This window comes from Cupriavidus sp. CP313, from assembly GCF_054072015.1.
Window position 1 is genome coordinate 1 of sequence record NZ_JBSVZB010000070.1, and the last position, 12,410, is coordinate 12,410.

Consider the following 12,410-nt stretch of genomic DNA (forward strand, 5'->3'; position numbering starts at 1 on the left):
GGCGCTCGCCCGCCCTCATTCCGTCCGCATCGCATGATTTCGAGCTCACAGCGGGACCTTTGTCTTCAAACCTGATTTATGCAACAAGGCCATAGGTATCACATGATGAGTCTGCTTCTATCGTGGCCGGCGGCGCCAGGCGAAAAACTGGACGAACAGCAGGACGGAAAGCAGGGCGCGCCGACGGCCGCCTCCAACCCGGATGACGGCAGCGACAGCAGTGACGACTGCAATGACAGCAAGAACTGAGCGGGCGGCGGCGATCCGCTGGATCCAGGCGGAGATGGCCGACTACGGGCTGACCATGGAGGAGCTGGCAGCGGCGGGGTGCTTCGATCCGCCGCCCCCTCCGCCACCGCCGCCACCCGCACCAGCGCCCGTGGTCTGCTACCGCAACGCCGCGGGGCAGAGTTGGGACGGGCAGGGCGACATGCCCGACTGGCTGCGGCGGGCGGTCAATGCGGGGCAGAGCGTAGAGTTTTTTCGGGTCGGATAGAAGGTGAATCAATGGCTGCTCTGCCACCCGTAATCGGTGGGGGTGTTGGCTTGTTGCAACTCGCCTTTCATGTCAGATCGGGTAGATTTGCCAAGGTGGGATGCCGCGCGGTCGTACCCCTGAATCGAACTTGTTCACGAAAGGCACTATATTTTCCTCCTCCAGCGATGAGAATACTGCACCAATAGGCACGGGTGTGGTCGCGCTCGCCCTTGAATTGCCGATCCGGGGGCGGGGCCTGTCCTTGCAATGGTTGCTGGAGACCCATGCCCACGCCGACCACCTGTCCGGCGCGCCGCTGCTGCAGCCGCGGCTGGGCGGCACTATTGCCATCGGGGCCGGGATCACAAAGGTCCAGCGAGTGTTCCGCGGCATCTTCAATGACGGTGGGCTGCCGGTGGACGGCTCGCAGTTCCACAAGCTGTTCCGCGACGGCGAGCTCTTCCGCATCGGCCGGCTGTCCGTGTCGGTCTTGCACGTGCCTGGCCATACGCCGGGCTTTCTGTATTGGCGATCCGGCGGGGGGGGCCGTCCACGGTCTTCGTCGGCGACACGCTGTTCATGCCGGACCTCGGCACGGCGCTGCGATTTCCAGGGCGGCGATGCCCGCACGCTCTATCGCTCGATCCACCGCCTGCTGGCGTTGCGCGCCTGGACGCGGCTCTATGTCTGCCACGACACCCGCCGGCGGGACGCGAGCATACGCCCTGCACTAGGAGAGTTGGCCGGTCATGACCTCGCGCTGCGGCGCGACGATCCTGGGCAGCACGTCAGTCGAGCAACTTCTGATTCCACGCGTACACGGTTTGCGTCTGCTCGCCGAGGCCGTCAATGCCCAGGCGCATAACGTCACCCGCCTTCAGGAACACCGGCGGCTTGGCACCAAGTCCCACCCCCGGCGGCGTACCCGTGGAGATCAGATCGCCCGGATATAAGGTGGCGAACTGACTGATGTAGTGCACCAAATAGGCCGCGCTGAAGATCATCGTCTCGGTGTTGCCCGTTTGGCGGCGCACCCCGTTTACATCGAGCCACATGCCAAGACGCTGCGGATCAGAAATCTCGTCGGTCGTAACGAGCCAAGGTCCCACCGGGCCAAACGTGTCGCAACCCTTGCCTTTATCCCATGTACCGCCGCGCTCGATCTGATATTCGCGCTCGGACACGTCGTTCACGACGCAGTATCCGGCCACATACTCGAGTGCCGACTCCACCGGCACGTAGCGTGCCTTTGAGCCGATCACGATGCCGAGTTCGATCTCCCAGTCGCTTTTGACAGAACCCTTGGGCAGCACCACGGGATCGTTCGGGCCAGTCAGGCAGCTCTGCCATTTGTTGAACAGCACTGGCTCGTCCGGCACCGACAATCCCGATTCGGCAGCATGGTCGGTATAGTTCAGACCCACGGCGATGAACTTGCCGACGCCGGCGTACGGGATCCCGTAACGGCCAGGCTCGTTCACGAGAGGCAGTGTGGCCACGTCCAGCGCACGCAGGTTCTCCAGCGCAGCCGGCGCGAGGGTGGATGGTGTGATGTCGCCGATGACGCCGAACAGGTCGCGCACGCGCCCTTTCCCGTCGAGCAGACCCGGTTTCTCCTGACCCTTGGGGCCGTATCGCAAAAGTTTCAAAAGACATCTCCTCGCGTGACAAGCCCGTCCGCCCAGATGGCGACGGGACAATGCTAAGGATCATGAACATGACGGAATCGCCCGCGCATGCCGGCGATATGCACTGCCGCACTATTGTGATGAGTGGCATCGGCGACGTGCCGGCGTCTCTGACGGCAACAAGCGGAGGGGCGGTTAAAAGCCAACAGCACGCCATGCGCTCGGGCTGCAGCCAAAGCGACCGCGGAACCAGCGAGCAAACGCGCTATGCATGGAGAACCCGAGCAACTCGGCGATGCAGTTTACTGGCCGCTCTGGCTGTCTGAGGTACTGAACCGCCAGCACGGTGCGGACCTCGTCCAGGATGCAGCTAAAGGTAATGCCTTCCTGCATCAGCCTGCGGTGAATTGTGCGTCGATCGATGCCGAGTTGGTCAGCAATCCGGTCTACGCTGCAATGTCCGGTAGGGAGCAATGTCAGCACCATCCGCCTGATTTTTTCCGTCAGGGATTGGCTGGTGCGTGCAAGCAGTGAGTTCAGGTAATCATATGCATACCGCGCCAACTCGGGGCGCGCGCCCGGTGGCGCTGTAGCCAGGTCTTTTAGCTCGCCGACAAGGCCGTTGAAATCGCTATCGTAGTCGATGGGTCCGCCAAGCACACGCAGATGTGTCGCTGGCTGATTCGGGGCACTGTGGGAGACGCAAATGCGTCGCGCGCGCCAGGCCGGACCCATCAGGTCCCTGATCATCCGATAGAGCGAACCTAGCACCATTTCATCGGCTTGGCGCGTCGGGCCGGCGTCGAAAATCATCAACGACATGCGCAAGAAGAAGGTGCTCCCTCGTTCATCCAGGTCGATGACAACCGCCTCGCTATGCAACGTGATGTAGCGGATCATCGAACTCAAGGCATCTCGCAAAGTCGGGGCGTCCCGCATGGCCATTCCCAGCGGCCCCAAGAGCGACAACTGACGGCTCTCGCACATGCGCAGGCCGAAGTCTTCTGCCTGCGCTGTTGCCGCCGACAACTCAAGGAGTCGGCTGACGGCGCTAGCGGAGATCAGGGTGTCTCCAGTGTCCAGGCTGCTTCGGGGGATTCCGACCTCGGCCAGGATGGGCAGCGGGTCAAGTCCCAATGAGCGCGCAACCTCCGGGTAGTGAGCAATCGTTGCACTGCGGACTAAACGCATCATAGGCCTCCTTGCGCGGGCGGTGACTGCACCGGGCAGCCAGGTGCTGACGGCGCTTCCGCAGCTGGCATCTGGCTGCTTGTCCGGAACGGCGTCCTGCGAGCGATTGGGCTCGCCTTCCTGCGGCAGTGCCCTCAGGCGCGGCGCATGAGACTGTAGCTCTGGGCACTGGGGCCGACATCTGGCATGCTGGCCAGGAACAAGGCGAGGGGGACGACGTCGTCAGGTTCCTTTATCCACTCTCCGGGAGGCATTACCGCGTTGCGTGTCAGGTCTGTCCTGACCGGCCCCGGAATCAGCTCGTTCACGCTGATGTTGTCTTCCTGCAGTTCCACGGCGAGGGACTGGGTGAGCATCCACAGGCCGCTCTTTGAACAGGAGTATGCCGAAAACCCAGGAGCAGGCCGCTTGCGCTGACCGGAGCCGATCATGATGATCTTGCCGGCCCCGCGGCGGCGCAGGTGGGGAATGGCGGCGTGGGCGGTATGGTAGGCCCCGGTCAGGTTGATATCGATGGTCTTGCGCCAGAGCGCCGGATCGCCGTCCGCGATCCGGCGCTGCTCAAGCGCGACACCGGCGTTGGCAACAACGATATCGACACCGCCGAATTCATCCTGGGCGCGCTTGAAGAGCGAGGCGACGGCCTCGTAGTCACTCACGTCAGCGGCATGGGCGATGGCCTGGCCGCCCGCTTGCCGCACCAGGCTTGCGGTTTCCGTGATTTCCGTTTCGTTGCGGGCGCTACATACCACGGCGGCGCCAGCGCTGGCATAGGCAAGCGCGATGACGCGCCCAATGCCGCGGCCGGCGCCAGTGATGACGGCTACCCTGCCTTTGAGCAGGTTGGGATCGGTACGGACCATTGTCAAACTCTCCTTATGTTACTTAGGGTGTGAGTGGCCAGAAGGCGTTGCGCATGTCGATTCCCCATGCGGCTGTTGAACGTTGTGCAAGCGCTTGCTCAGAACGGGCGGTCACCGACAACCGTGGCCCTGTCCATCCTGCGATGGCACGGCGGGTAATCCATGACAGCGTAGTGCTGGGTCGAACGGTTGTCCCAGATCGCCACGCTGTTCTTTGTCCAGCGCCAGCGCACCTGATGCTCGGGAATGTAGGCCTGGCTGATCAGGTAGCGCAGCAAGTCAGACGTGCCCTGGTTGAAATCCTGCCCGAATCGGATGCGGTCAGGGGTATGGAAGTTCGTGAAGTGGGTGGTGAAGCCGTTGACGAAGAGCACTTTTTCGCCCGTCTCTGGATGAGTCCGGACGACTGGATGCTCGGCGTCCGGAAACTCGGCTTTCAGCGCGAGGCGTTTCTCGATTGGCATTGCTGCGCCAAAGGTAGCCTCGATACTGTGGCGTGCCCGCAGATCGGCTATCTGTTCCTTGATATGGTGAGGCAAGTTCTCGTAGGCAAGCACCATGTTGGCCCACATGGTGTCGCCGCCGATAGGCGGACACTCCCTGCAACGCAGGATGCTCGCAAGCGGCGGTGCCTCACGCCAGGTGGCATCCGTGTGCCACGAATTCTCATAGCGCGGCGTGGAGTGCTCGGGACTCTTATAAATGCGGACCAGCCCCGGGTGCTCGGGATCGCTGCCCGCCACCGGATGATCTTCCAGCTCTCCAAAGCGACGCGCGAAGGCCACATGCTCGGCAGAAGCAATGTCCTGGTCGCGCAGAAACAGTACACGGTGCTTCAGCAATGCCTCACGGATGCTGGCGAATACGCCGTCATCGTGAATGGCATCGCTCAGGCTGATGCCGGTCAGTTCGGCACCAATGGAACAGGTAAGTTGCTCTACTCGCATCGCGACTCCGTCAAAGGAAATAGGCCGAAGCACCGGCAGATCTGTGCGGCACCGGCCACATGTCTTGCCGCGTGTCCGCGTTTGGCGGTCTCCTGCCCGCGCAGCGGGCCAGACCGAAATCGCGTGCGGCGTTCAGGCAGAGTATTCAGGAAGTAGGGTTTTGCACGTTGACATCCTGGGGCACGCTCTTTACATTTTGGGGTGGGGAGGAAACTTCTATGTCGACGCTTTTGCAGCACGTTAGCCTGACAAACTTTGTTGACGTGGCCCGTACTGTCGGCCTCGATCCGTATCGGCAACTTCGGCGGGCGGGTATCAGTCCGACGGCACTGGTGGACCCGGATATCAGGGTCCCGGCGAAGTCGGTTATGCAGTTGCTGGAGGATTCGGCGCAGCTTGCCGGCGCGGAGGACCTTGGGCTTCGCGTGGCGGAAGCCCGCCAGCTCGCGAGTCTCGGGCCGCTATGGATTGTGATGCGGGATGGGGCCACCTTGCGCAAAGCGCTTGAGGCCATGGCCCGGTATCTTCATTTGCTCAATGAAGCGCTGGACTTGCGGGTCGAGGAAGTCGGGGACATGGCGATAGTGAGACTGGACTTCCTGGTGGGCATCCAGGGGTCCATGCGGCAATCAACGGAATTCGTCGTTTGCCTTTGGTTCCGGCTGCTCAGGCTGGTTTCGGGCGCTGCATGGCGGCCTCGCAGTGTTTGTTTTACCCACAGTGCACCAGCCAGCCTTGCCACGCATAGGCGCGTGTTTGGTGTGCCGGTCCGGTTCAGGCAGGAGTTCGATGGCATCTTGCTGCCCGCTGCGGATCTTGACGTGGCCGGGCCCGCGTGCGATCCGGCGCTAGCCCGTCAAGCGCGAGAGTTCCTCGATACCAAACTGGCACAGTCAGATTCCACTATGCCGGACAAAGTGAGGCGGCTGGTATTCACATTGTTGCCAACGGGTGGGTGTGGGGCCGAGCAGGTGGCGCGGCTGCTTGGTATCGACCGGAAGACCATGCACCGTCATCTCACCAGCTACGGGCAGAATTATTTGTCGATCGTTGACGAAGTCAGGGTCGACCTGGTGTCGCGATACGTGAAGAACAGCGAGCGACCGCTGTCGGAGGTTGCCATCCTGGTAGGCTTCTCGTCGCCAAGTGCCTTCTCAAGGTGGTTTTCCGCACGCTTTGGCTGCAATGTATCCACATGGCGGCGTCAGTAATCGGCCTCGAAAAAGGTGCGCTAGCTGTGGTGCGCCAGGGTTGTGCCCTGGCACCGGGAAACGGCGCAGTTACCGCGGCACGCTGACACAGCCCGGGTCCAGATCCGTCAACGCCGGGCAGCCCAACAGGCCGAGTGTACGGTCGATCTCGGTACGCAGGATTCCCAGGGCGTGCGCTACGCCGGTTTTGCCGCCTGCCGCAAGACCGTACAGCGTGGCACGGCCCGACATCGCCGCGTCGGCCCCCAACGCGCGCGCCTTAACGAAATCACCGCCGCGTCGCAGCCCGCTGTCCACGATCAGCGTCATTCCGGTGCCCACCGCAGCACGGATCGCAGGGAGCACCTCGATCGGCGCGATGGCGCTGTCGAGCTGGCGGCCTCCATGGTTTGAAATGACAAGTGCATCTACGCCTATTGCTTTGGCTCGCAGGGCATCGTCGGATCGTACAACGCCCTTGAGTATGAGTTTACGCGGCCACAGGTCGCGCAGCCACTGCACGTCCCGCCAGCTCAGCGACGGGTCTATTTGCTTAGACAGGAAGGTGGCCGCGGTGCGGGCGTCGTCCTGGCCCGGCGGAAGGACGTCGCCGAGATTGCGGAATCGCGGTATGCCATGCGGCACCATCACGTCCCACAGCCAGTGGAGTCGCATGGCGACATCGAGCGCGTTGGCGAAATTGAGTTTCATCGGGGCCCGATAGTTTCTCCGGTCCCATTCCCGGTTGCCAAAGACCGGAACGTCTGTCGTCAGCACGATGGCTTCACAGCCAGCCGCCTCGGCACGCCGGACGACACTGGCCAGGTTCGCTCGGTCTTTGAACGGATAGAGCTGCATCCAGTGCCGCACGCCTGTCGCGGCAATCCGCTCGAGTTCGATCGTCGACACCATGCTCTGGCACATCGGGATGCCGGCATCGCGCGCGGCCTCTGCGAGTGCCAGGTCACCCTCATGCGATAGCAGCCCATTGAAGCCGGTTGGTGCGATGACCACCGGCATGGTGACGCTGTCGTCGAACAGGGGGCAGCTCAGATCGCGTGCCGAAACGTCGACCAGCGTGCGCGGAGCGAAGGCGATCGCGTCATAGCTGGCACGGTTGCGGCGCAGTGTCAGCTCATCGTCCGCGCCTCCCTCCAGGTATTCGAGGCAGAAGTTCGGAATGCGCGCCGCAGCCATCGCGCGCAGTTCGGCAATGTTCTGGGCGCACTTTATGTCGCGGCCACGATAGAGTCTGCGTTTCATTGTCATGTGGACAGGCGCCGGCCAGGCGGCGCATCTGTAATGGTGGCGTGTGTGAAGATCACTGCGGTGCCGGCCAATGGCCGAGCAAGGCGGCGCGTGTCATGCCCGGGCATGCATGGTCAGCTGACACTCCGTGCGGCGCCCGCTCCCGCGGTCGTGCGCCACTGGATCATCAGGGCCTCGAGGCGAGGCAGGACGGTCTCGAGGTGGCGCGCCTTGACGTGGCCGAATCCACGGATGCCGTCAGGCAGGTTCGCGATCTCGATGGCGGCCGAGCGGTTGTCAGCATCAAGCGTGGCAAGAACCTCCTCGATCGTTGCCCGGTAGCGGACGACCAACTCCCCGTGGCTATCCTGCGAGAGGAGGAGTGATGGGGCGCTCATGTCGAGTCATGTCTCCGTCATGGATGGTCGGCGTGCGGGCCGTTGGATGAGTCCAATTATCCGAATGAGGAGGGGAATCGCGCCCCCTGCGCGAGGTAGGGGGGGAGCGAGGCAGGGGCCGTGACCGCCACCCGGCCGGATGGGTTTACTCGAGACCTTCCAGCAGCCCCAGCAACTGCGCGCGGCGTACCGCATGCTTGCGCGTGCCGGCGTTAAGCTTGCCGAACAGGTTCTTCACGTGCCATTTCGCTGTAACCTCGCCCACGCCGATGGCCAGGGCGATCTCCTTGTTGGAGAGATTGCGCGCGAGCAACTCAAGGACCTCGCGCTCCTTGGGAGTCAGCACCATACTCGGCACGGCACGCGGTGCCTTCCCGGGAGGTTCCGCCGGGCGGGGTATGCGCGCGACCGGAACTGCCTGGCTGGTGCCCGGGCCCCCGGCATTGTCTTCCGCCAGGCGCCTGGCCCAGTCGGCCACTGCGGGGTGCGCGTCGACGAAGGTGCGGGCGAGGCCGTAGGCTTGCGCCAGGTTCATCGCTTCCTCCAGCAGGAGACGGCCGTCCTCGCCATTGCGATTGCGCGAGAACGCCTGCAGCGCCATGATCTCGATGCGTTTGTGCCCCAGCTTCATGGCATCGGCCAGGGGCGCCGCACGGCTCAGGGTGTCGATGGCAGATGGCCAGTCCTGCATGGCGATCGCCGCATAGGCATGCGCCATGTTCTGCAGCAGTGCCACGTCGCGGCGCCACAACGGACCGTGGGTCGCTTCGACTTGCGCGACGAGTTCGTCGATGCGAATGATCAGGCTGCGGCACGTCTCGGCACGGGACCGGCCGGCATGCATGCGCACCTGGTCGGCGAGACTTGCAATGCAAAGCCGCGGCTGCTGCCGTGCGATGCCTGCCGCGTACATGGCTTCGAGCAGGTCGAGGGCGCGGCGTTCCACGCCCTGTGCCGCAGCCACCCGCGCGGCGATCAGGTAGGCCATCATGGTCGTCTCCGACGCACCGGCACGTTCCAGCACGTCGAGCCGGTTGGCGAGCAGCGCGCCGGCCTCGTCCACCTGATCGCGTTCGTAGGCCGCCGCGGCCAGCAGCGACGCTATCATGCATGCGAGCGGATGACGGCGCCCTAGGTCCGCTTCCACGCTGGCTAGGACGGGCCGCAGGATATCTTCGCTTAGCAGCACCTGACCTTCGCGCAGATAGCTGTGTCCGATAATGAACTCGCTCCAGCGCGAGGCGTAGCGATGACTCTTGCCGAACTCGCCGCGAGGCGCGAGCTGCAAGTAGCGCCGGGCGTTGGCCGGCTGCCCCTGCAAGACCTCCGCCATCGCCAGCCGGTTGGCATGCATCTGGACCAGCCGCGGTTCGCCCAGGGCCGGTGGCTCGAGCCACGGTTCGAGCAGCGCGAGGCAACGGTCCGGCTGGTCGGAGTAGTAGGCCGCGACGCTCAGGATGAGGGCGCATTCGTAACGCAGGGTAATGTCGGCGCCAGGTGCTTCGAGCATGCGCGCGACAAGGGCTTCGGCTTCCGCGTGCCGCTCGCCGAGCGCCAGGACCCAGGCGGCAGCCAGGCGCAGGCCGGAACGCCGGTCCAGTTCCGCATCCGGAATGCGCTCGAGCCATTCCAGCACGGTATGGAGGCGCCCCTGCATCACGGCGTCGTAAAGCGAGCGCCCGGCCAGGTCAAAGGCCACCTCGTGTTCACCGGCCTCGTGCGCGTGGCGTGCCGCTTCTTCGATCATGCCGTGTCCGACGAGCCAGCGCATCGCGCGGGCATGTAGCACGGTCTGTTCCGCGCGCGGCAGATCGGCCAGGCGTGCCCTGAGGGCACTGCGTGCCAGCGTGTGCAACCGGCACCAGTCGCTGTCGTCGCCAGCCACGAACAGCGGGGTATCCCGGACCAGCCTGGCCAGTTGCTTCTGTGCTTGCTCACGGCACGTCAGCGCGTGGCACAGTTCCGGATGCAGATTGTCCACCACGGCGATGCGGATGAGAAAGGCCACGTCGTCCGGCGCGAGCTTGGTCATTAGGCTGCCGATCAGGTGCTCGCCCTCACCTGCGGGACGGGACGACATAGCGTCAATCACGCTACGCGGCTCGGCGCCGCGTTCCATCGCCGCAAGCACAAGCTGCAGGCCGAGCGGCCAGCCGTCGGTCATTTCGTGGAGGCGCGCACAGCGATCGGCATCCAGCCGAGTGCCAAGCCGGCTGCGAACCAGGGCCATGGTCTCTTCGAGCCGGAAGCGGAGGGTCTCGGGCCCGACGCATGCGCATTCACCGTAGGTCGTCAGGTCGGCGACGGCCGCATCGAATCCTGCGCGAGCCGCGACGATGATGCGCAGATTGGGCGGGGCGTTGTGCAAGAGATAGATCAGTGCCGAGACTCCCGCCTGCGAGAGGTTCTCCGCTTCGTCAATGAAAAGCACGAGATCCAGGACGGTCTGTGCCACCTCCGCGAGCCAGGCCGTCATGTCCTCCGTACCGCCTGGCGTGGTCGCAACGCCTTCGAGCAGGGTCCGGCCGAACGCTGGCCGGCCGCAGCCAGCGCGCACTGCCAGCACGAGACTGTGCAGGAAACGCTGCGGATCATCATGCGCGTCCGCCGATATCCAGGCGACGGCGGCACCGTGCGCCAGATGTTCACGGCGCCATTGGGCCAGCAGCAACGTCTTGCCGAAGCCCGATGGCGCCTGCACGAGGATCACTGGCTTGCCGCGCACCGCTTCGCTGTCGAGGTTGAGGCGTGGGCGCGCGAGCAGGTGCCTTGGCATCCGCGGCGGCGTTGTCTTGAGCGCAAGCTCGGGAAAAGCGGCGTCAGCACCGCGGATTACGGAGGTCATCTGGCAAGTCCCGATTGGCTTGGATCTGGCGCGCGCCCTGGCTTCTTTCGTTCCGGACTGCCTGTGATCCGATGCTCTGCCGTCGGTTCGCCCTGGCTTCAGGGCATGGCAGGTAGCTCAGAACGAGCGTCCCATTATAGTGGGCGCACGACCGTTTCGCCTGGCGACGGGCACCCCTTCCTCGAGGAGGGGGCGCGCGAGGTGGCGCAGCCCTAGGATGCCTGCAAGATCAACACTTTGCTTGAGGCGTCGGATGCAGTTCGTGGACGAGCATGCTTTGAAGGCGATTGGGCCGGGCGAGGCGCCTGCTTTCCGGGCGGCCGGCAGGGACGGTGCACTGTCCGGCATTGGCGGCGCTGAGCGCCGTATCCTTGCCGGGGTAGCAGCATGAGCCAGCCAGCGCGCGGCGCCGCAGCAATCACGTGCCGCCACCTTCTGGTGCCTGTCGATGAAACCGACGCATCGACTGCAACCGTCATCGCTGCCATCGAGCTTGCACAGATGGTGGGCGCCCGCATTACGTTCGTCCATGCGCAGCATGCACTCGCCGCCGGTCGTCACGGTGCCGCAGTATCGGTTGCGGCCATGGCCAATAGCGGCGCAAGCCGCACGCGGGAGTTGCTGACCAAGGCCGAGTCGGTTGCGAGGGCGTACGGCGTGCCGTGTGGGTCGGCCAGCACGTTGAAGCGGGTGGGCTGTGCCGCCCTCCTGGAGGCAGCAAGCGATGCCCGCTGCGACCTGATCTTTATCGGCCGCCACGAGCGCGATGGCGAGCTTGGGGCGATACCCGGATCGCTGGTGTCGACGGTGCTCGGGCAGGCCCATATTCCAGTCTTCGTTCTGCCGGTCCAGGCACCTACGCAGCACCCGATTCGCGTCATCCGTGACGCGCACCGCGCCGTCACGGCGATGCTGCACGCGTGGCTGGAACTACTCAAGCAGGCGGAGTCTGACGGCGTCACAGCCGATATCCCGCTGATGCGCGCGATGGCGCGATTTCTGAAGGCATTCCTGGTTGAGTTCCATCACCCCCGCGAGGAGGCGCTCCTCTTCAGCCGGCTGCGCCAGCGAACGTCCAGGGTTGGCGCGGAGCTTGACGAGCTGGAGCGCCAGCACGAACGCGACGCGCAGCTGGTCACCATGCTCGCCGAGGCGATTGACCGGTATGCGATTGGCGGGTCGGTGGCCGAGCTGGCACAAGAGCTGGACAAATACAGCCAGTTCATCTGGGAACTCATGGGGCGTGAGGAAGGGGTCATGCTCCCGGCGGCCCAACGTTACCTGACCGATTGGGATTGGGACGAGATCAACGCGACGTTTTGCTCCGCAGAGGACGCGGAAAGCGCGCACAGCGGTGAGGGCAGCGACAGGCCATTCGCCGCGCTGCTCACATACCTCGCCGATGCTCCGGATGCCGATTGCATGGTGCGCGCTTGTGAGCGGCTGCGAAGCAGCACCAAACCGTTTTGAAGGTTCCGCCGCGTTCATCGAGAAGTGGCTTGCATTGAAGGGCGTGACCGAAGGCGCCCATTTCACTATCAGGAGGAAGACATGCAATTTCTAGACGATTCCCTGCACCCCGAGAACATGGACAAGGTGGCCATCACGGTGGCCCCCTACGG

The 12,410-nt window shown here is 64.1% G+C and carries 11 protein-coding genes and 1 pseudogene; 5 read left to right on the forward strand and 7 right to left on the reverse strand.

Annotated features, from left to right (window positions below; all coding sequences use genetic code 11):
- The first annotated feature begins 78 nt into the window (after positions 1-78).
- The 3 genes and pseudogenes from ACW4E8_RS40665 to ACW4E8_RS40675 form a co-directional block, all read left to right on the forward strand.
- A complete protein-coding gene (locus tag ACW4E8_RS40665) occupies positions 79-249 on the forward strand; it encodes a hypothetical protein (protein WP_456809644.1) in 171 nt (56 codons plus the stop codon).
- Positions 233-496 (forward strand): H-NS family nucleoid-associated regulatory protein, encoded by a 264-nt coding sequence (locus ACW4E8_RS40670; protein WP_456809645.1) that lies wholly within the window; start codon positions 233-235, stop codon positions 494-496. Before ACW4E8_RS40665 ends, ACW4E8_RS40670 begins: the two co-directional genes overlap by 17 nt.
- Positions 497-719: 223 nt before the next feature.
- Positions 720-1,192: pseudogene (locus tag ACW4E8_RS40675) on the forward strand (MBL fold metallo-hydrolase); the annotation flags it as partial.
- A gap of 74 nt (positions 1,193-1,266) precedes the next feature.
- On the opposite strand, the gene ACW4E8_RS40680 reads toward ACW4E8_RS40675, so the two are convergent.
- The 4 genes from ACW4E8_RS40680 to ACW4E8_RS40695 all read right to left on the reverse strand — a co-directional run bounded on the left by ACW4E8_RS40680 (position 1,267) and on the right by ACW4E8_RS40695 (position 5,107).
- Positions 1,267-2,127, reverse strand: a complete 861-nt coding sequence (locus tag ACW4E8_RS40680) for a fumarylacetoacetate hydrolase family protein (RefSeq protein WP_456809646.1) — start codon at positions 2,125-2,127, stop codon at positions 1,267-1,269.
- A gap of 174 nt (positions 2,128-2,301) precedes the next feature.
- Entirely contained in the window at positions 2,302-3,300 is a 999-nt protein-coding gene (locus ACW4E8_RS40685) for an AraC family transcriptional regulator (RefSeq protein ID WP_456809647.1), read from the reverse strand.
- 131 nt (positions 3,301-3,431) lie between these two features.
- Positions 3,432-4,160: an SDR family NAD(P)-dependent oxidoreductase gene (locus tag ACW4E8_RS40690; RefSeq protein ID WP_456809648.1), complete on the reverse strand. Its 729-nt coding sequence runs from the start codon at positions 4,158-4,160 to the stop codon at positions 3,432-3,434.
- Between the two features lie 98 nt (positions 4,161-4,258).
- Positions 4,259-5,107, reverse strand: coding sequence for a TauD/TfdA dioxygenase family protein (locus tag ACW4E8_RS40695; protein WP_456809649.1), 849 nt, complete (start codon positions 5,105-5,107; stop codon positions 4,259-4,261).
- Between the two features lie 218 nt (positions 5,108-5,325).
- On the opposite strand from ACW4E8_RS40695, the gene ACW4E8_RS40700 reads away from it, so the two are divergent.
- Positions 5,326-6,318 (forward strand): AraC family transcriptional regulator, encoded by a 993-nt coding sequence (locus ACW4E8_RS40700; protein ID WP_456809650.1) that lies wholly within the window; start codon positions 5,326-5,328, stop codon positions 6,316-6,318.
- A gap of 69 nt (positions 6,319-6,387) precedes the next feature.
- On the opposite strand, the gene ACW4E8_RS40705 is transcribed toward ACW4E8_RS40700, so the two are convergent.
- The 3 genes from ACW4E8_RS40705 to ACW4E8_RS40715 all read right to left on the reverse strand — a co-directional run bounded on the left by ACW4E8_RS40705 (position 6,388) and on the right by ACW4E8_RS40715 (position 10,788).
- Positions 6,388-7,560: an alpha-hydroxy acid oxidase gene (locus ACW4E8_RS40705; protein WP_456809651.1), complete on the reverse strand. Its 1,173-nt coding sequence runs from the start codon at positions 7,558-7,560 to the stop codon at positions 6,388-6,390.
- A 119-nt stretch (positions 7,561-7,679) separates the two neighbouring features.
- A complete protein-coding gene (locus ACW4E8_RS40710; RefSeq protein WP_456809652.1) occupies positions 7,680-7,943 on the reverse strand; it encodes a DUF6537 domain-containing protein in 264 nt (87 codons plus the stop codon).
- Positions 7,944-8,088: 145 nt separating this feature from the next.
- On the reverse strand, positions 8,089-10,788 hold the full coding sequence (locus ACW4E8_RS40715) for a LuxR C-terminal-related transcriptional regulator (RefSeq protein WP_456809653.1): 2,700 nt from the start codon (positions 10,786-10,788) through the stop codon (positions 8,089-8,091).
- Positions 10,789-11,175: 387 nt separating this feature from the next.
- Between ACW4E8_RS40715 and ACW4E8_RS40720 the strand changes: the two genes are divergently transcribed.
- Entirely contained in the window at positions 11,176-12,258 is a 1,083-nt protein-coding gene (locus tag ACW4E8_RS40720; protein ID WP_456809654.1) for a hemerythrin domain-containing protein, read from the forward strand.
- Positions 12,259-12,410: the final 152 nt, after the last annotated feature.

Bases quoted from the DNA above. Each gene is read 5' to 3' on its own strand.
- ACW4E8_RS40665 (WP_456809644.1), top strand. From the start codon at position 79: ATGCAACAAGGCCATAGGTATCACATGATGAGTCTGCTTCTATCGTGG.
- ACW4E8_RS40670 (WP_456809645.1), top strand. From the start codon at position 233: ATGACAGCAAGAACTGAGCGGGCGGCGGCGATCCGCTGGATCCAGGCG.
- ACW4E8_RS40685 (WP_456809647.1), bottom strand. From the start codon at position 3,300: ATGATGCGTTTAGTCCGCAGTGCAACGATTGCTCACTACCCGGAGGTT.
- ACW4E8_RS40690 (WP_456809648.1), bottom strand. From the start codon at position 4,160: ATGGTCCGTACCGATCCCAACCTGCTCAAAGGCAGGGTAGCCGTCATC.
- ACW4E8_RS40695 (WP_456809649.1), bottom strand. From the start codon at position 5,107: ATGCGAGTAGAGCAACTTACCTGTTCCATTGGTGCCGAACTGACCGGC.
- ACW4E8_RS40700 (WP_456809650.1), top strand. From the start codon at position 5,326: ATGTCGACGCTTTTGCAGCACGTTAGCCTGACAAACTTTGTTGACGTG.
- ACW4E8_RS40705 (WP_456809651.1), bottom strand. From the start codon at position 7,560: ATGAAACGCAGACTCTATCGTGGCCGCGACATAAAGTGCGCCCAGAAC.
- ACW4E8_RS40710 (WP_456809652.1), bottom strand. From the start codon at position 7,943: ATGAGCGCCCCATCACTCCTCCTCTCGCAGGATAGCCACGGGGAGTTG.
- ACW4E8_RS40715 (WP_456809653.1), bottom strand. From the start codon at position 10,788: ATGACCTCCGTAATCCGCGGTGCTGACGCCGCTTTTCCCGAGCTTGCG.
- ACW4E8_RS40720 (WP_456809654.1), top strand. From the start codon at position 11,176: ATGAGCCAGCCAGCGCGCGGCGCCGCAGCAATCACGTGCCGCCACCTT.